This is a genomic window from Pseudocitrobacter sp. RIT415, from assembly GCF_003057695.2.
GTDB classification, from domain to species: domain Bacteria; phylum Pseudomonadota; class Gammaproteobacteria; order Enterobacterales; family Enterobacteriaceae; genus Pseudocitrobacter; species Pseudocitrobacter faecalis.
Map to the genome: position 1 here is coordinate 13564 of NZ_QBJC02000010.1, position 17823 is coordinate 31386.

At 51.7% G+C, this 17823-nt stretch carries 17 protein-coding genes; 15 read left to right on the forward strand and 2 right to left on the reverse strand.

The window, feature by feature from the left end; all coding sequences use genetic code 11:
* Window position 1 precedes the first annotated feature (1 nt).
* Window positions 2–994, reverse strand: coding sequence for an aspartate--ammonia ligase (gene asnA / locus DBY68_RS11805; RefSeq protein WP_108476239.1), 993 nt, complete (start codon window positions 992–994; stop codon window positions 2–4).
* A 152-nt stretch (window positions 995–1146) separates the two neighbouring features.
* Here asnA and asnC point away from each other — a divergent pair, with 152 nt between their 5' ends.
* The 14 genes from asnC to DBY68_RS11880 all read left to right on the forward strand — a co-directional run bounded on the left by asnC (window position 1147) and on the right by DBY68_RS11880 (window position 13532).
* Window positions 1147–1605 carry a transcriptional regulator AsnC gene (asnC, locus tag DBY68_RS11810; RefSeq protein ID WP_015966586.1) on the forward strand — a complete coding sequence of 153 codons (459 nt, stop codon included), beginning with the start codon at window positions 1147–1149 and terminating at the stop codon, window positions 1603–1605.
* Between the two features lie 88 nt (window positions 1606–1693).
* Window positions 1694–2143: an FMN-binding protein MioC gene (mioC, locus tag DBY68_RS11815; protein WP_108476240.1), complete on the forward strand. Its 450-nt coding sequence runs from the start codon at window positions 1694–1696 to the stop codon at window positions 2141–2143.
* Window positions 2144–2515: 372 nt separating this feature from the next.
* Window positions 2516–4405 carry a tRNA uridine-5-carboxymethylaminomethyl(34) synthesis enzyme MnmG gene (gene mnmG / locus DBY68_RS11825; RefSeq protein WP_108476241.1) on the forward strand — a complete coding sequence of 630 codons (1890 nt, stop codon included), beginning with the start codon at window positions 2516–2518 and terminating at the stop codon, window positions 4403–4405.
* 102 nt (window positions 4406–4507) lie between these two features.
* Window positions 4508–5131 (forward strand): 16S rRNA (guanine(527)-N(7))-methyltransferase RsmG, encoded by a 624-nt coding sequence (rsmG, locus tag DBY68_RS11830; RefSeq protein WP_108476242.1) that lies wholly within the window; start codon window positions 4508–4510, stop codon window positions 5129–5131.
* Window positions 5132–5746: 615 nt separating this feature from the next.
* The gene (gene atpI, locus DBY68_RS11835; protein ID WP_015966590.1) at window positions 5747–6127 is read left to right on the forward strand and encodes a F0F1 ATP synthase subunit I; all 381 of its coding nucleotides are present in this window, start codon (window positions 5747–5749) and stop codon (window positions 6125–6127) included.
* A gap of 8 nt (window positions 6128–6135) precedes the next feature.
* The gene (gene atpB, locus DBY68_RS11840) at window positions 6136–6951 is read left to right on the forward strand and encodes a F0F1 ATP synthase subunit A (protein WP_015966591.1); all 816 of its coding nucleotides are present in this window, start codon (window positions 6136–6138) and stop codon (window positions 6949–6951) included.
* A 46-nt stretch (window positions 6952–6997) separates the two neighbouring features.
* A complete protein-coding gene (atpE, locus tag DBY68_RS11845; protein WP_000429386.1) occupies window positions 6998–7237 on the forward strand; it encodes a F0F1 ATP synthase subunit C in 240 nt (79 codons plus the stop codon).
* Between the two features lie 61 nt (window positions 7238–7298).
* Complete coding sequence (atpF, locus tag DBY68_RS11850; RefSeq protein ID WP_015966592.1) at window positions 7299–7769, forward strand: F0F1 ATP synthase subunit B; 471 nt, start codon at window positions 7299–7301, stop codon at window positions 7767–7769.
* Between the two features lie 14 nt (window positions 7770–7783).
* Entirely contained in the window at window positions 7784–8317 is a 534-nt protein-coding gene (gene atpH / locus DBY68_RS11855; RefSeq protein ID WP_108476243.1) for a F0F1 ATP synthase subunit delta, read from the forward strand.
* 12 nt (window positions 8318–8329) lie between these two features.
* The gene (atpA, locus tag DBY68_RS11860) at window positions 8330–9871 is read left to right on the forward strand and encodes a F0F1 ATP synthase subunit alpha (protein WP_015966594.1); all 1542 of its coding nucleotides are present in this window, start codon (window positions 8330–8332) and stop codon (window positions 9869–9871) included.
* Window positions 9872–9921: 50 nt separating this feature from the next.
* Entirely contained in the window at window positions 9922–10785 is an 864-nt protein-coding gene (atpG, locus tag DBY68_RS11865) for a F0F1 ATP synthase subunit gamma (RefSeq protein WP_015966595.1), read from the forward strand.
* 26 nt (window positions 10786–10811) lie between these two features.
* Window positions 10812–12194, forward strand: coding sequence for a F0F1 ATP synthase subunit beta (atpD, locus tag DBY68_RS11870; protein ID WP_015966596.1), 1383 nt, complete (start codon window positions 10812–10814; stop codon window positions 12192–12194).
* Window positions 12195–12214: 20 nt separating this feature from the next.
* Window positions 12215–12634 (forward strand): F0F1 ATP synthase subunit epsilon, encoded by a 420-nt coding sequence (locus DBY68_RS11875; protein ID WP_015966597.1) that lies wholly within the window; start codon window positions 12215–12217, stop codon window positions 12632–12634.
* A 199-nt stretch (window positions 12635–12833) separates the two neighbouring features.
* Window positions 12834–13532, forward strand: a complete 699-nt coding sequence (locus DBY68_RS11880; RefSeq protein ID WP_108476244.1) for a Bax inhibitor-1 family protein — start codon at window positions 12834–12836, stop codon at window positions 13530–13532.
* 391 nt (window positions 13533–13923) lie between these two features.
* Here DBY68_RS11880 and DBY68_RS11885 read toward each other — a convergent pair whose 3' ends face one another.
* A complete protein-coding gene (locus tag DBY68_RS11885) occupies window positions 13924–16071 on the reverse strand; it encodes a right-handed parallel beta-helix repeat-containing protein (RefSeq protein WP_108476245.1) in 2148 nt (715 codons plus the stop codon).
* Window positions 16072–16416: 345 nt separating this feature from the next.
* On the opposite strand from DBY68_RS11885, the gene glmU reads away from it, so the two are divergent.
* A complete protein-coding gene (gene glmU / locus DBY68_RS11890; protein ID WP_108476246.1) occupies window positions 16417–17787 on the forward strand; it encodes a bifunctional UDP-N-acetylglucosamine diphosphorylase/glucosamine-1-phosphate N-acetyltransferase GlmU in 1371 nt (456 codons plus the stop codon).
* The last annotated feature ends 36 nt before the right edge of the window (window positions 17788–17823 follow it).

The following is a 17823-nucleotide window of genomic DNA, read 5'->3' on the forward strand; positions in this document are numbered from 1 at the left end:
CTTACAGCAGGGAAGAGACGCCTTCACGAACCTGCGCTGGCCATACGCCGCACTGAACCTGCCCAATGTGGGAGAGTTGCAGCAGCAGCATGGTCAGGCGTGACTGACCAATCCCGCCACCGATGGTCTGCGGCATTTCACCGCGCAGCAGCGCCTGGTGCCACTCCAGTTGCAGGCGCTCTTCGTCGCCGGTCAACTGTAACTGGTGTTGCAGCGCTTTTGCATCAACGCGGATCCCCATAGAAGAGAGCTCGAACGCATCTTCCAGAATGGGGTTCCACACCAGGATATCGCCGTTCAGGCCCGCCAGACCGGATTCCGCCTGCGTGCTCCAGTCATCATAATCCGGCGCACGAACGTCGTGGCGCTGCCCATCAGAGAGCTTACCACCGATCCCAATCAGGAAGACGGCACCCAGTTCTTTGGCAATCGCACGTTCACGACCTTTCGCGTCGAGATCCGGATAACGGCTTAACAGTGTCTGGCTGTGCACAAAGTGGATCTGTTCTGGCAGGAACGGCGCCAGGCCAAACTCTTTGCTTACTGCCGCTTCTGTTTCTTTAATTCCAGCCCAAATCGCCTTCACGGTACTTTCCAGGGTACCGAGATGGCGCTCGCCATCTCCCATCACACGTTCCCAGTCCCACTGGTCAACGTAAACGGAGTGGATTGGCGAAAGGCGGTCTTCATCGGGGCGAAGGGCTTTCATGTGCGTGTAGAGCCCTTCGCCCGCGCTGAAGTCGTGCTGCCCCAGGGTTTGACGTTTCCACTTAGCCAGAGAGTGCACCACTTCAAACTGGGCCTCTGGCAGCGCTTTCACTTTTACCTGTACCGCTTTTTCGCAACCAGAAAGGTTGTCCTGCGTCCCGTCCCCTACGCGGCTCAGCAGCGGTGCCTGGACTTCAATCAGGCCCAACTTTTCTTCTAGCTGACGTGAGAAAAAGGATTTTACGAAACTAATCTGGCGTTGCTTTGCGATGTAAGCGGTTTTCATTTTTTATTACTCCTGCGTCCTGTTGGTTATGATTAAGCAACAGAATGAGGGTCATATTCAATAATCAACAGATAAAAAGGCGAGTTCACTTTTGATTCGTTAAAAACAGGCGCTAAAATAGAAAGAATCATCATTCTTCATAAGAAAAAGCTATGGAAAATTATCAGATCGACAATCTGGACCGCGGCATCCTCGACGCCTTAATGGCAAATGCGCGTACCGCCTATGCGGAATTAGCCAAACAGTTCGGCGTCAGCCCTGGCACCATTCACGTTCGCGTCGAAAAAATGAAGCAAGCGGGCATAATCACCGGCGCACGGGTTGACGTCAGCCCAAAACAGCTTGGATACGACGTCGGGTGCTTTATCGGCATTATATTGAAGAGCGCGAAAGACTATCCGTCCGCACTGGCGCGGCTGGAAAGCCTGGATGAAGTCACCGAGGCGTACTACACCACCGGGCATTACAGCATCTTTATTAAAGTGATGTGCCGTTCGATCGACGCGTTGCAGCACGTACTTATCAACAAGATCCAAACAATTGATGAAATTCAGTCCACCGAAACACTGATCGTCCTGCAGAACCCGATCATGCGTACCATCAAGCCGTGATCGGCTTTTTTAATCCCGCACTTTTCCACAGGTAGATCCCAGACGGTTCACAGCGTACAATACGCCACTCTTAATAAAGGTGGCGGTTATGGCAGATATCACACTCATCAGCGGAAGCACACTTGGCAGCGCCGAGTATGTGGCGGAACATCTGGCTGAAAAGCTGGAAGACGCAGGTTTTTCGACCGAAACGCTGCATGGTCCTTTATTAGAGGATCTCTCTGCGTCGGGTATCTGGCTGATTATCAGCTCTACGCACGGTGCCGGTGACATTCCCGACAACCTGCAGCCCTTTTATAACGATCTTCGCGAACAGAAACCCGACCTTTCACAGGTACGCTTCGGTTCAATCGGCATTGGCAGCCGTGAATACGACACCTTCTGCGGTGCTATCGATAAATTAGACACCGAATTGACCGCCTGCGGTGCGAAACAGGTCGGTGAAACGCTCAAGATTAATGTCCTTGAACATGACATTCCTGAAGATCCCGCGGAAATTTGGGTCGGATCCTGGGCAGATCGGCTCAGAGATTTGTAAAGATCCAACTTTATTCTGTGGATAAACCTGGTTAAAACCTTGGATCAACCGGTAGTTATCCAAAGAACAACGGCTGGTTAGTTTTTGAGTTGTGTATAACTCCCCGTTTTGATCCCAGCTTATACGGAACAGGATCACCGATCATTCACAGATAGTGATCCTTCTTAAGTTTCTGATCTTAAATACAGGATCGCACTTATCCACAGAGGCTGGCGATCCTAATAAGAGATCACAATAGAACAGATCTCTAAATAAAAAGATCTTCTTTTAAATAGCAAAGATCCAGACGCTTTCTCGATCGACTAAAGTTGAGTAGAATCCACGCCCGGACTTCAATCCATCATCAAACCGCGTAATGCGAGGCAGACCACCATGTTTTATCAGGATCCTTTTGACGTCATCATCATTGGCGGGGGTCATGCAGGCACTGAGGCCGCGATGGCCGCAGCGCGAATGGGTCAGCAGACCCTGCTTTTGACACACAATATCGACACTCTGGGGCAAATGAGCTGCAACCCGGCGATTGGCGGCATTGGGAAAGGACACCTGGTAAAAGAAGTGGATGCACTGGGCGGCCTGATGGCCACCGCGATCGACCATGCAGGCATTCAGTTTAGGATACTAAACGCGAGCAAAGGGCCGGCGGTACGCGCTACCCGAGCTCAGGCAGACCGCGTGCTCTATCGCCAGGCCGTACGTACCGCGCTGGAGAACCAACCGAACCTGATGATCTTCCAGCAGGCGGTTGAAGATCTGATTGTGGAAAACGATCGCGTGGTCGGCGCAGTTACCCAGATGGGGCTGAAATTCCGTGCCAAAGCGGTTGTGCTGACTGTCGGGACTTTCCTCGACGGCAAAATTCATATCGGGCTGGATAACTACAGCGGTGGCCGTGCCGGCGATCCGCCATCCATTCCGCTCTCGCGTCGCCTGCGTGAACTGCCGCTGCGCGTGAGCCGTCTGAAAACGGGCACCCCGCCGCGTATCGACGCGCGCACTATCGACTTCAGCGTGCTGGCACAACAGCATGGCGACAATCCAATGCCGGTCTTCTCGTTCCTCGGCGATGCGTCCCAGCATCCACGCCAGGTGCCGTGCTATGTCACGCACACTAACGAGAAAACCCACGACGTGATCCGCAATAACCTCGACCGCAGCCCAATGTATGCGGGCGTGATTGAAGGTATTGGTCCACGTTACTGCCCGTCTATCGAAGACAAAGTCATGCGCTTCGCCGACCGAAATCAGCACCAGATCTTCCTGGAGCCGGAAGGGCTGACCTCCAACGAAATTTACCCGAACGGTATCTCCACCAGCCTGCCGTTTGATGTGCAGATGCAAATCGTCCGCTCAATGCAGGGGATGGAAAATGCGAAGATCGTTCGTCCGGGTTATGCCATTGAGTATGACTTCTTCGATCCGCGTGACCTGAAACCGACGCTGGAAAGCAAATTTATCCACGGTCTGTTCTTTGCCGGTCAGATCAACGGCACCACCGGTTACGAAGAAGCCGCCGCACAGGGTCTGCTTGCCGGTCTGAACGCTGCCCGTTTTTCTGCGGAGAAAGAGGGCTGGGCGCCGCGTCGCGATCAAGCCTACCTTGGCGTACTGGTTGACGATCTCTGCACGCTGGGTACCAAAGAACCGTACCGTATGTTCACCTCTCGCGCGGAATATCGCCTGATGCTTCGCGAAGACAATGCCGATCTGCGTCTGACCGAAGCTGGCCGTGAACTGGGTCTGGTGGATGACGTGCGTTGGGCGCGCTTCAACGAGAAGCTGGAGAACATTGAGCGTGAACGGCAGCGTCTGAAAACGACCTGGGTTGCACCATCCTCTGAGTCTGCAGGCGAAGTGAATACTCACCTGAGTGCGCCTCTGTCACGTGAAGCCAGCGGCGAAGATCTCCTCCGGCGCCCGGAAATGACCTACGAACAGTTAACTGCATTGACACCATTCGCGCCAGCGCTGGACGATGCTCAGGCCGCTGAACAGGTTGAGATTCAGGTGAAATACGAAGGTTACATCGCGCGTCAGCAGGATGAGATTGAAAAACAGCAGCGTAACGAAAATACGCTGTTGCCTGCGACGCTCGATTACCGTCAGGTTAACGGTCTTTCCAACGAAGTGATCGCCAAACTGAACGACCATAAACCGGTTTCAATTGGTCAGGCGTCACGAATTTCCGGGATTACCCCTGCCGCCATCTCAATTTTGCTGGTTTGGCTGAAAAAACAAGGTATGCTGCGCCGCAGCGCGTAATAACGGTTTTGGGCGACGGCGTTTGGCTTGCCGCCCTACAAATTCGTCAGCCGGATAAGGTTAAGCCAACATCCGGCAAATTATCCCCAACAGGTATCTTTCGTGATTAACAAACTCTCTCGTCTGCTGGATGAAGCAGGTATTTCGCTCACCGATCACCAGAAAAGTCAGCTGGTGGCCTATGTCGATATGCTGAACAAATGGAACAAAGCGTACAACCTGACGTCCGTACGCGATCCTAACGAGATGTTAATTCGACATATTCTGGACAGCATCGTGGTTGCGCCGCATTTGCATGGTCAACGTTTTATCGATGTCGGAACGGGCCCGGGGTTGCCAGGCGTCCCACTCTCTATCGTTCGCCCTGAATCGCATTTCACATTGCTCGACAGCCTGGGTAAGCGCATACGTTTCCTGCGCCAGGTGCAGCATGAGCTGAAGCTTGAGAACATCACGCCGGTGCAAAGCCGTGTGGAAGAATTCCCTGCGGAGCCCCCGTTTGATGGCGTCATCAGCCGTGCGTTTGCGTCACTGACAGACATGGTGAGCTGGTGTAAGCACTTACCAGCGGAGAATGGCCGCTTCTACGCCCTGAAAGGGCAGAGGCCAGATGATGAGATCAGTCAGTTACCGACTGAATTTTCCGTAGAAAACATTGTTGAACTGCGCGTTCCACACCTCGAAGGCGAACGCCATCTGGTGACAATTAGAGCAAACAAAAGTTAACTTTTATCAAAAAATGTCGGAAAAAACTGACCCTGATTTTGTTAAAAAGAAGCGACAAAAGCGGTGGAACATTCAGTTACATTTAACGACATTTTAACTGCGGGATATCTGAAATTTAACGTGGCTCTTTTTGTTAACCAATAAAATAGTCAACGTGGAAAATATCAGGGTCCTAGCAGTCGATTTGCTGAATGAAACGTTGATGTTAATTTATTATTATAAATGTCAATAAGCTGTTTTTAAGGTGTGTGTGTCATTTTTGAAAAGAGTTGTCTCTAATTGCCTTTAAGATCAAAACGCTGGCAAGTTATGAATTGAGGCTAATCTTATGAGTGCATCATCAAAAATGTTTATTATGTGATCTAGTGCACGCTTTATAGTCAGTGTTTTCGCGGTATTTGCACTTTTGTTCGATCGTTCACACTTTCACAAAAATCGCGAAAATAGAGGTGAGGAAAAATATTTAAACATTTATTCACCTTTTTGCTACTTATTGTTTGAAATCACGAGGCGTCACCGTATAATTTGACCGCTTTTTGATGCTTGACTCTGAGCCTTAAAGAACGTTTTATACGACACGCGGCATACCTCAAAGGGAGCAGGAGTAATAACGTGATGTCATTGTCGCTCGTGAGTCGTAACGTTGCTCGTAAGCTTCTGTTCATTCAGCTCCTGGCAGTAATAGCAAGTGGACTGCTGTTCAGCCTCAAAGACCCCTTCTGGGGCATTTCCTCCGCGTGCGGAGGTATGGCAGTATTCCTGCCTAACATGTTGTTTATGATTTTTGCCTGGCGCCACCAGGTACATACACCGGCTAAGGGCCGAGTTGCCTGGACGTTCGCGTTTGGCGAAGCGTTCAAGGTGTTGGCGATGCTGGTGTTACTGATCGTGGCGTTGGCGGTTTTGAAGGCGGTGTTCTTACCGCTAATCGTGACATGGATTTTGGTGCTGGTGGTTCAGATACTGGCACCCGCTGTAATTAACAACAAAGGGTAAAAGGCATCATGGCTTCTGAAAATATGACGCCGCAGGATTACATAGGTCACCACCTGAATAACCTTCAGCTGGACCTGCGTACATTCTCGCTGGTAGATCCGCATAACCCCCCAGCCACCTTCTGGACGCTCAATATTGACTCCATGTTCTTCTCGGTGGTGCTGGGTCTGTTGTTCCTGCTTATGTTCCGTAGCGTTGCTAAACGAGCAACCAGCGGCGTACCAGGCAAATTTCAGACCGCGATTGAGCTGGTAATCGGCTTCGTTCATGGCAGTGTCAAAGACATGTACCATGGCAAAAGCAAGCTCATCGCTCCTCTGGCTCTGACGATTTTCGTCTGGGTCTTCCTGATGAACCTGATGGACCTTCTGCCTATCGACCTGCTGCCGTATATTGCTGAGCATATACTGGGCCTGCCGGCGCTGCGCGTGGTGCCGTCTGCGGATGTGAACATTACCCTGTCTATGGCACTGGGCGTGTTCATCCTGATTCTGTTCTACAGCATCAAAATGAAAGGCATCGGCGGCTTCACGAAAGAGTTGACGCTGCAGCCGTTCAATCACTGGGCTTTCATTCCTGTCAACTTAATCCTTGAAGGGGTCAGCCTGCTGTCCAAACCGGTTTCTCTCGGTCTGCGACTGTTCGGTAACATGTATGCCGGTGAGCTGATTTTCATTCTGATTGCTGGTCTGTTGCCGTGGTGGTCACAGTGGATTCTGAATGTGCCGTGGGCCATTTTCCACATCCTGATCATTACGCTGCAAGCCTTCATCTTCATGGTTCTGACGATCGTCTATCTGTCGATGGCGTCTGAAGAGCATTAATTTACCAACACTACTACGTTTTAACTGAAACAAACTGGAGACTGTCATGGAAAACCTGAATATGGATCTGCTGTACATGGCTGCCGCTGTGATGATGGGTCTGGCGGCAATCGGTGCTGCGATCGGTATCGGCATCCTCGGGGGCAAATTCCTGGAAGGCGCAGCGCGTCAACCGGATCTGATTCCACTGCTGCGTACTCAGTTCTTTATCGTTATGGGTCTGGTGGATGCTATCCCAATGATCGCTGTAGGTCTGGGTCTGTACGTGATGTTTGCTGTCGCGTAGTAAGCGTTGCTTGAATTAGAAAGCAATATCAGAACGTTAACTAGATAAGAGGCATTGTGCTGTGAATCTTAACGCAACAATCCTCGGCCAGGCCATCGCGTTTGTCCTGTTTGTTCTGTTCTGCATGAAGTACGTATGGCCGCCGTTAATGGCTGCCATCGAAAAACGTCAAAAAGAGATTGCTGACGGTCTTGCTTCTGCTGAACGAGCTAAAAAGGATTTGGACCTTGCACAGGCCAACGCGACCGACCAGCTGAAAAAAGCGAAAGCGGAAGCCCAGGTTATCATCGAGCAGGCGAACAAACGTCGCGCCCAGATCCTGGACGAAGTGAAAGCTGAAGCAGAACAGGAACGTACTAAAATCGTGGCGCAGGCTCAGGCGGAAATCGACGCTGAGCGTAAACGTGCTCGCGAAGAACTGCGTAAGCAAGTTGCTATCCTGGCTGTTGCTGGCGCCGAGAAGATCATCGAACGTTCCGTGGATGAAGCTGCTAACAGCGACATCGTGGACAAACTTGTCGCTGAACTGTAAGGAGGGAGGGGCTGATGTCTGAATTTGTTACTGTAGCTCGCCCCTACGCCAAAGCAGCTTTTGACTTTGCCGTCGAACACAACAGTGTAGAGCGCTGGCAGGACATGCTGGCGTTTACCGCTGAAGTGACGAAAAACGAACAAATGGCAGAGCTTCTGTCTGGCGCGATGGCGCCGGAAACGCTCGCTAAGTCGTTTATCGCCGTCTGTGGTGAGCAACTGGACGAAAACGGCCAGAACCTGATTAAGGTTATGGCTGAAAATGGTCGTCTGCGTGTGCTCCCGGATGTTCTTGAGCAGTTTATTCATTTACGTGCCGCCAGCGAGGCGGTTGCCGAAGTCGAAGTGACTTCAGCGACAGCACTGAGTGAAGAACAGCTTGCGAAAATCAGCACAGCGATGGAAAAACGTCTGTCACGCAAAGTGAAGCTGAATTGCAATATCGATAAGTCTGTAATGGCAGGCATTATCATCCGCTCGGGTGATATGGTCATTGATGGTAGCGTACGCGGCCGTCTTGAACGCCTTGCAGACGTCTTGCAGTCTTAAGGGGACTGGAGCATGCAACTGAATTCCACCGAAATCAGCGAACTGATCAAGCAGCGCATTGCTCAGTTCAGTGTTGTGAGTGAAGCTCACAACGAAGGTACTATTGTTTCTGTAAGCGACGGTGTTATCCGCATCCACGGCCTGGCCGATTGTATGCAGGGTGAAATGATTTCCCTGCCGGGTAACCGTTACGCTATCGCACTGAACCTGGAGCGCGACTCCGTTGGTGCAGTGGTTATGGGTCCGTATGCTGACCTTGCCGAAGGCATGAAAGTTAAGTGTACTGGTCGTATCCTGGAAGTTCCGGTTGGCCGTGGCCTGCTGGGTCGTGTGGTTAACACCCTGGGTGCGCCAATCGACGGTAAAGGTGCGCTGGATAACGACGGCTTCTCCGCTGTTGAAGCTATCGCGCCGGGCGTTATCGAACGTCAGTCCGTTGATCAGCCAGTACAGACTGGTTATAAGTCCGTTGATGCCATGATCCCAATCGGTCGTGGTCAGCGTGAACTGATCATCGGTGACCGTCAGACCGGTAAAACTGCGCTGGCAATCGATGCCATCATTAACCAGCGTGATTCCGGTATCAAATGTGTCTACGTGGCTATCGGCCAGAAAGCGTCCACCATTTCTAACGTGGTACGTAAACTGGAAGAACACGGCGCGCTGGCTAACACCATCGTTGTTGTGGCAACCGCGTCTGAATCCGCTGCACTGCAATACCTGGCGCCGTATGCCGGTTGCGCAATGGGCGAATACTTCCGTGACCGTGGTGAAGATGCGCTGATCATTTATGATGACCTGTCTAAACAGGCTGTCGCATACCGTCAGATCTCCCTGCTGCTCCGTCGTCCGCCAGGACGTGAAGCATTCCCGGGCGACGTATTCTATCTCCACTCCCGTCTGCTGGAGCGTGCTGCGCGTGTTAACGCCGAATACGTTGAAGCCTTCACCAAAGGTGAAGTGAAAGGGAAAACCGGTTCTCTGACCGCTCTGCCGATTATCGAAACCCAGGCGGGTGACGTTTCTGCGTTCGTTCCGACTAACGTAATTTCTATTACCGATGGTCAGATCTTCCTGGAAACCAACCTGTTTAACGCCGGTATTCGTCCTGCGGTTAACCCGGGTATCTCCGTATCCCGTGTAGGTGGTGCAGCGCAGACCAAGATCATGAAAAAACTGTCCGGTGGTATTCGTACCGCGCTGGCGCAGTATCGTGAACTGGCGGCGTTCTCCCAGTTTGCATCCGACCTTGACGATGCAACCCGTAAGCAGCTTGACCACGGTCAGAAAGTGACCGAACTGCTGAAACAGAAACAGTATGCGCCGATGTCCGTTGCGCAGCAGTCTCTGGTTCTGTTCGCAGCAGAACGTGGTTACCTGGCAGATGTTGAATTGTCGAAAATCGGTAGCTTCGAAGCCGCTCTGCTGGCTTACGTCGACCGTGATCACGCTCCACTGATGCAAGAGATCAACCAGTCCGGTGGCTATAACGACGAAATCGAAGGCAAGCTGAAAGGCATCCTCGATTCCTTCAAAGCAACCCAATCCTGGTAACGTCTGGTGGCCTGCCCTAAGGCAGGCCGCAAGGCATTGAGGAGAAGCTCATGGCCGGCGCAAAAGAGATACGTAGTAAGATCGCAAGCGTCCAGAACACGCAGAAGATCACTAAAGCGATGGAAATGGTCGCCGCTTCCAAAATGCGTAAATCGCAGGAACGTATGGCGGCCAGCCGTCCTTATGCAGAAACCATGCGCAAAGTGATTGGTCACCTTGCAAACGGTAATCTGGAATATAAGCACCCGTACCTGGAAGAACGCGACGTTAAACGCGTGGGCTACCTGGTGGTGTCGACAGACCGTGGTCTGTGTGGTGGCTTGAACATTAACCTGTTCAAAAAAATTCTGGCGGAAATGAAAGGTTGGTCTGATAAAGGCGTTCAGTGCGATATCGCAATGATCGGCTCTAAAGGCGTCTCTTTCTTCAATTCCGTTGGCGGCAACATCGTCGCGCAGGTCACTGGCATGGGGGATAACCCTTCCCTGTCCGAACTGATCGGCCCGGTAAAAGTGATGTTGCAGGCTTACGATGAAGGCCGTCTGGACAAGCTTTATATTGTAAACAACAAATTTATCAACACCATGTCTCAGGTTCCTACCATCACTCAGCTGCTGCCGCTGCCTGCGTCAGAAGATGAGGATCTGAAGCGTAAATCCTGGGATTACCTGTATGAACCCGATCCGAAAGCGCTGCTGGATACTCTCCTGCGCCGCTACGTAGAGTCTCAGGTTTATCAAGGTGTTGTAGAAAACCTGGCCAGCGAGCAGGCCGCACGTATGGTGGCGATGAAAGCCGCGACCGATAATGGCGGCAGCCTGATCAAAGAGCTGCAGTTGGTATACAACAAAGCTCGTCAGGCCAGCATTACTCAGGAACTCACCGAGATTGTCGGTGGTGCATCCGCGGTATAACCAGGTTAATTCGTAGAGGATTCAAGATGGCTACTGGAAAAATTGTCCAGGTAATCGGCGCCGTAGTTGACGTCGAATTCCCTCAGGATGCCGTACCGCGCGTGTACGAAGCTCTTGAGGTACAGAATGGTAATGAAGTGCTGGTGCTGGAAGTTCAGCAGCAGCTCGGCGGCGGTATCGTACGTACCATCGCAATGGGTTCTTCTGACGGCCTGCGCCGTGGTCTGGATGTAAAAGACCTCGAGCACCCGATCGAAGTCCCGGTAGGTAAAGCAACACTGGGTCGTATCATGAACGTACTGGGTCAACCGGTCGACATGAAAGGCGACATCGGTGAAGAAGAGCGTTGGGCTATCCACCGCGCAGCACCGTCCTATGAAGAGCTGTCAAACTCTCAGGAACTGCTGGAAACCGGTATCAAAGTAATCGACCTGATGTGCCCGTTCGCTAAGGGCGGTAAAGTTGGTCTGTTCGGTGGTGCGGGTGTAGGTAAAACCGTAAACATGATGGAGCTCATTCGTAACATCGCGATCGAGCACTCCGGTTACTCTGTGTTTGCGGGCGTAGGTGAACGTACTCGTGAGGGTAACGACTTCTACCACGAAATGACCGAATCCAACGTTATCGATAAAGTATCCCTGGTGTATGGCCAGATGAACGAGCCGCCGGGAAACCGTCTGCGCGTTGCACTGACCGGCCTGACCATGGCTGAGAAATTCCGTGACGAAGGCCGTGACGTACTGCTGTTCGTCGATAACATCTATCGTTATACCCTGGCCGGTACGGAAGTATCCGCACTGCTGGGTCGTATGCCTTCAGCGGTAGGTTATCAGCCGACCCTGGCGGAAGAGATGGGTGTTCTTCAGGAACGTATCACCTCTACCAAAACCGGTTCTATCACCTCCGTACAGGCGGTATACGTACCTGCGGATGACTTGACTGACCCATCCCCAGCAACCACCTTTGCGCACTTAGACGCAACCGTGGTACTGAGCCGTCAAATCGCGTCTCTGGGTATCTACCCGGCCGTTGACCCGCTGGACTCCACCAGCCGTCAGCTGGATCCGCTGGTTGTTGGTCAGGAACACTATGACACTGCGCGTGGCGTTCAGTCCATCCTGCAGCGTTATCAGGAACTGAAAGACATCATCGCCATCCTGGGTATGGATGAACTGTCTGAAGAAGATAAACTGGTGGTAGCACGCGCACGTAAAATTCAGCGCTTCCTGTCCCAGCCGTTCTTCGTAGCGGAAGTATTCACCGGTTCTCCGGGTAAATACGTTTCCCTGAAAGACACCATCCGTGGCTTTAAAGGCATCATGGACGGCGAATACGATCACCTGCCAGAGCAGGCGTTCTACATGGTCGGTTCCATCGACGAAGCCGTGGAAAAAGCCAAAAAACTTTAACGCCTTAATCGGAGGGTGATATGGCAATGACTTACCACCTGGACGTCGTCAGCGCAGAGCAACAAATGTTCTCTGGTCTGGTCGAGAAAATCCAGGTAACGGGTAGCGAAGGTGAACTGGGTATTTACCCGGGTCACGCCCCGCTGCTCACCGCCATTAAGCCTGGTATGATCCGCATCGTGAAACAGCACGGTCATGAAGAGTTTATCTACCTGTCTGGCGGCATTCTTGAAGTGCAGCCAGGTAGTACGACCGTTCTGGCTGATACCGCCATTCGTGGCCAGGATCTCGACGAAGCGCGAGCCCTGGAAGCGAAACGCAAAGCGGAAGAGCACATCAAGAGCTCTCACGGCGACGTGGATTACGCTCAGGCGTCTGCGGAACTGGCCAAAGCGATCGCGCAGCTGCGCGTTATCGAGCTGACCAAAAAAGCGATGTAACACCGGCTTGAAAAGTCAAAAAGCCAGTCTGGTTTCCAGGCTGGCTTTTTTTATGATTTGTATCTGTCACATACAAAATATTTATTAATATTCAAAAAGTTAGCCAATACCCTTCACGCAGATTGTCTCTCAGTTGACGCAGTGCTATTTTGTCTCGCATGTAACTATTACATATGTAACTATATGGGGGATCATTAGCATGTCATTTAAACCTTTATTTGAAGGCCCGCAATCTGCTCACCAAGCCGATCGCGCCACGTTTATACGCCAAACCTATATTCACCTTGCCGTTTCAGTGCTGGGCTTTATTTTGCTGAGCGCGGTATTTATGAACCAGGGCGTGGGCGAGATGATGCTGGCAAAACTGGCGGCGGGCGGTCGCTACGGTTGGCTGGTTGTACTGGGCGCTTTTATGCTGGTGGGCATGCTGGCGACACGTCTCGCCGATAATGTAGAATCCGAAAATACCCAGCAGATTGGCCTTGGAATTTACGTACTCGCCGAAGCGTTAATCTTCGCGCCGTTGCTCACTGTTGCAAGATTCGTTAACCCGGACATCATCCCTGCCGCGGCGATTACCACAGTGCTGCTGGTATGCGGCCTGACGTTTACGGCGTTCACCACGCGTAAAGACTTTTCGTTTTTGCGTTCATTTTTAAATATGGCTGGCTTTATCGCCCTCGGCGCTATTGTAGCGAGCGTGATGCTCGGTTTTTCGCTCGGGATTTGGTTCAGTGCCGGGATGGTACTGTTATGTGCAGGGTTTATTCTCTATAACACTTCTAACATTATTCATCACTATCCAACCAACCGTCCTGCAGGCGCGGCGCTACACCTGTTTGCGTCCATCGCCACAATGTTCTGGTATGTGCTGCGTCTGTTTATGTCGCGTAACTGAGTTTGTGCGGTGAATCTTGCTTATGCAGGTTTTACCGCGCTGTTTTAATTTGCCTGAAACTGAAAAGCGGTTTTGATATTTTGTGATGAGCATCACAAAAATGTTGATCGATTAAAAAATGAAGCGTAGACTTATTTTTGTGAGTTGAGTCACAAAAAATATCTTCCTACAAAGGTGCTATCATGAAACTGATCAACAAAATCATCGCTCTTTTCAGCTCTATGAATGTCTCTTTCGGTACTATCAACCACTAAGGTTGGAAGTTTGAAAAACGTGTTTGCTGTGTTTCGTTTCGCGCTGTACCGCTAACTAAAACCACAACACATGCGGTGTGAACGAGAACCAAACGAAAAAGGTCGCCCGATGGCGACCTTTTTGTTTATGCACTGCCTTAGTTTTTAGTCAGGAAATCCCCGGTCTTAAAGCTGCCGTCCGCGTTGCGCTCCAGCGGCTGCGGCAGATCCAGCGAGAGATACTCGTTGCTGTTGACGCTTTTCCCATCAGTGATAAAGATGTTACTGGCATCAATATTCCCCACCACCGCATCATCATATTTTCCGGGCGTCGTACGCAGCGAAAGGTTGTCAGTGAAGACACCCTGCGTTGACGCATCGCCGTAGGGGCTCGGGCGGAAGATGAAGTTGAAACGCTGGTTGTCGACGGCAACGTTGTTCACCACCACCAGCTTGCCCGGGTTAAAGTTATCGGTGAAACCATCAAGGTGGTTGCCAATCGCAATGCTGTTGCGGATCTCATGTGCAACCGGCTGCCCTTCACCACCCAGTTTAAAGCCGTTACTGGTGTTATTACGGGCGATGGAATTTTCAATCACCACTACCCCGTTGGCACCATCTTCGATTTTGTTGAACAGATCGTAGCCGTCATCAATGTTGTCGTGTGAATAGCATCCCTCCAGCCGGTTGCCTTCCCCCACGCGCATCTTCACCGCAAAACCATCTGCATTGATCTTGCCAGGATCTTCATTGCTGAATGATTCCGAATTCACCACCCGGTTGTAGCTGGCCCACAGTGGGCGACCCAGTTTATCCGGCGAGGAGATCTGAATCCCGGTATCGTCGTTGTGATAGGCCACTACGTTCTCAATCAGATTATGGCTACCCTGAATACGCAAACTCTTATCGGTAATATGGATACCGTTGAGATGCCAGTAGTTCGCGTCCAGCAGCATACCGTGGATCACCGCTTTACCGCTGGTTGTCAGCATTTTCGGCTTATCTTTCAGGCCGCTGGCGCTGAGCGGAATATCCGTTTTCGGATAGCTTCCTGCCGCGAGTATCATTTTTCCGCCAGGCGGCAGCAGACTAATGGCCGTATTGAGATCCAACGGCGAGGCTTGCGTACCTTTCCCCTCTGCTTTTCCGTCTGGCGCGACATACAACGTGTTGCCCGTGATTGTCGTGATGAGTTGTACGTCCATGCTCTGGGTTACCGGCTTGCCGTTTGTGGGCGTCCAGCTAATCTGAAAATTGTTGTTCTCCTGAAGGTGAACAGGCAGGGTAAACATCTCGCCGGCCTTCACCGCTTTATCAAGCCCGATCACCACTTCGTTATGGCGCACGGTAAAGTTTCCGTCACCGTTGGCGCGCGCCTGTAGGGTGTAATCTTTGCTCAGACTTTTATCAGCGGAAGCAATCTGCATCACCGGCGGCCAGTTTTTCGCCACAAAAGGTGCCGATGCTACGGTTTGCGCGGGAGAGGTGACAAGAGAAGCATCGCTGATGGTGATTTTCGCATTGCGTGAGGCAAAGAAGCCGACGTAATAATGTTGCTTATCCTGTACCGAAATAAGATCGGCGCGCGGTAGTTTTTCGCTGACCCATTCTTCGCTACCCGCAGGCGCCCAGGCGGTAATGAAACCGTCGTTGGTACGCTCAAGCTTGAGGCGGAAGGTCGGCGTCTTTTGCAGGTCAACTTCTTCTTTATAGCTCACCTTATTTATCGCTGATCCGGCATTTCCCCAGGGTTGGGTGATGCCTTCGCGTGCGATAGCTTGTAGTTTCACGCGGTGAGCATCTTTTTTGTCCTGCGTCATGATGGCATTCATCACCATGTTGGCCGCAGCCGGGAACTCCTCGTAGCCCTCTTTCAGCGGCTCCTGGCGCGGAGTACCAATCACATCGCGCACGAGTAACCCCGCGCCCTCCTGCGCCGCCGGTTTGGCACCGTTTTCCGGGCCAAACTGATCGACGGTCACCGTGGCTTTCAGCACAAAGTTTTCATCTGTGGGAAGTTGGGTGTAGAAGAAAGTCAGACCATCATGAGAGTTAGCAATCTTGCCGCCACGGCTTTCGATTGTTATCGGTTTGCTCAAATCCGCCGTGCTGTCAGGACTGAGCGTTTTCCCCGCGATGGTGACGTTGTTTACGCCAACCTTTTCCGGCAGAACGTTAGAAGAGAAATTAACATCGGTCGATTGCCCAAAGGCAATCGCTTTCCAGATTGGTGCATCTGCGGCCAGTGCCGGTAGGGTGATAACGGCGCTGCACAGGGTTAAAGCCAGAGGTAATTTGTTTTTCATATTATGTTCCTGAATGGTTTCCCGCTGCGATTATCATAAAAATGAAATGATGTTTCTTTTTTATGTGTCACAAAATCGCTCAAATAAAACACTGTTTTATTTCTAATCGATCTTTATTCAGGCGGCAAAAGAAGAGACTAAGCAGGGGCATAGCGCGTAATTCGGCGTTCTGGCTAAACTTTTACAAGACAAAACGTTTTATGATGGTCGAAAATGGGCCTGGAAAGGCGCGTAACAACAGACGGTTGACCGTTTTAACAGCAGACCATTTCATGATGAAAAATATGTAGAAATTTCAAGGTGAAATGGGGTTTACTTCCTACTTAATTTACAGACAGGATGCATATGTCTAACAGTACAATGAGCGTCGTGATCCTTGCCGCTGGCAAAGGCACCCGCATGTATTCCGAACTTCCAAAAGTGCTGCACACCCTGGCAGGAAAGCCAATGGTGCAACACGTCATTGATGCTGCCAATAAATTAGGCGCAGCGCAGGTTCATCTGGTGTATGGCCACGGCGGCGAACTGCTCAAAAAGACGCTCACCGACGGCAATCTGAACTGGGTACTTCAGGCTGAGCAACTGGGTACGGGTCATGCCATGCAGCAGGCCGCGCCGTTCTTTGCTGATGATGAAGACATCATGATGCTGTATGGCGATGTGCCGCTGATCTCCGTCGAGACGCTGCAACGCCTGCGTGATGCGAAACCGCAGGGCGGCATTGGCCTGCTGACCGTCAAGCTCGACGATCCTACCGGCTATGGCCGCATCACCCGCGAAAACGGCAAAGTGACCGGCATTGTTGAGCATAAAGATGCCAGCGATGAACAGCGTCAGATTCAGGAAATTAACACCGGCATTCTGATTGCCAGCGGTGCGGATATGAAGTGCTGGTTGTCGAAGCTGAACAACAACAATGCGCAGGGTGAGTTCTATATCACTGACATTATCGCGATGGCGTACCAGGAAGGGCGTGAAATTGCCGCTGTGCATCCTGACCGCCTGAGCGAAGTAGAAGGCGTCAACAACCGCCTGCAACTCTCGCGCCTTGAACGCGTTTACCAGTCTGAGCAGGCTGAAAAACTGCTGCTGGCGGGCGTAATGCTGCGCGATCCGGCGCGTTTTGATCTCCGTGGCTCCCTGTCTCATGGGCGCGATGTGGAAATTGACGCTAACGTTATTCTGGAAGGCGACGTTACGCTGGGCAACCGCGTGAAAATTGGCGCGGGCTGCGTAATTAAAAACGCGGTGATTGGCGATGATTGTGAAATCAGCCCGTACAGCGTGGTGGAAGATGCGCGTCTTGACGCTGCCTGCACTATCGGCCCGTTCGCCCGTCTGCGTCCTGGCGCGGAACTGCTGGAAGGCGCGCACGTCGGTAACTTCGTTGAAATGAAAAAAGCGCGTCTGGGTAAAGGCTCGAAAGCCGGTCATCTGACCTACCTGGGCGATGCGGAAATTGGCGACAACGTGAATATCGGCGCAGGTACCATCACTTGTAACTACGATGGTGCGAACAAATTCAAAACTATCATCGGGAATGATGTGTTTGTGGGTTCCGACACACAGCTGGTGGCGCCGGTTACTGTGGGTAATGGTGTCACTATCGCCGCCGGTACCACTGTCACGCGCAATGTTGCTGATAACGAACTGGTTTTAAGCCGTGTACCGCAAGTCCATAAACAGGGCTGGCAGCGTCCGGTGAAGAAGAAGTAAATTTCGTGGCGGGCTTGCCCGCCCAACAAATTTGTA

What these genes read in the sequence shown, in the direction of transcription:
- asnA (WP_108476239.1), bottom strand. Translation starts at nt 994, where the DNA reads ATGAAAACCGCTTACATCGCAAAGCAACGCCAGATTAGTTTCGTAAAA.
- asnC (WP_015966586.1), top strand. Translation starts at nt 1,147, where the DNA reads ATGGAAAATTATCAGATCGACAATCTGGACCGCGGCATCCTCGACGCC.
- mioC (WP_108476240.1), top strand. Translation starts at nt 1,694, where the DNA reads ATGGCAGATATCACACTCATCAGCGGAAGCACACTTGGCAGCGCCGAG.
- mnmG (WP_108476241.1), top strand. Translation starts at nt 2,516, where the DNA reads ATGTTTTATCAGGATCCTTTTGACGTCATCATCATTGGCGGGGGTCAT.
- atpI (WP_015966590.1), top strand. Translation starts at nt 5,747, where the DNA reads ATGTCATTGTCGCTCGTGAGTCGTAACGTTGCTCGTAAGCTTCTGTTC.
- atpB (WP_015966591.1), top strand. Translation starts at nt 6,136, where the DNA reads ATGGCTTCTGAAAATATGACGCCGCAGGATTACATAGGTCACCACCTG.
- atpE (WP_000429386.1), top strand. Translation starts at nt 6,998, where the DNA reads ATGGAAAACCTGAATATGGATCTGCTGTACATGGCTGCCGCTGTGATG.
- atpH (WP_108476243.1), top strand. Translation starts at nt 7,784, where the DNA reads ATGTCTGAATTTGTTACTGTAGCTCGCCCCTACGCCAAAGCAGCTTTT.
- atpA (WP_015966594.1), top strand. Translation starts at nt 8,330, where the DNA reads ATGCAACTGAATTCCACCGAAATCAGCGAACTGATCAAGCAGCGCATT.
- atpG (WP_015966595.1), top strand. Translation starts at nt 9,922, where the DNA reads ATGGCCGGCGCAAAAGAGATACGTAGTAAGATCGCAAGCGTCCAGAAC.
- atpD (WP_015966596.1), top strand. Translation starts at nt 10,812, where the DNA reads ATGGCTACTGGAAAAATTGTCCAGGTAATCGGCGCCGTAGTTGACGTC.
- DBY68_RS11875 (WP_015966597.1), top strand. Translation starts at nt 12,215, where the DNA reads ATGGCAATGACTTACCACCTGGACGTCGTCAGCGCAGAGCAACAAATG.
- DBY68_RS11880 (WP_108476244.1), top strand. Translation starts at nt 12,834, where the DNA reads ATGTCATTTAAACCTTTATTTGAAGGCCCGCAATCTGCTCACCAAGCC.
- DBY68_RS11885 (WP_108476245.1), bottom strand. Translation starts at nt 16,071, where the DNA reads ATGAAAAACAAATTACCTCTGGCTTTAACCCTGTGCAGCGCCGTTATC.
- glmU (WP_108476246.1), top strand. Translation starts at nt 16,417, where the DNA reads ATGTCTAACAGTACAATGAGCGTCGTGATCCTTGCCGCTGGCAAAGGC.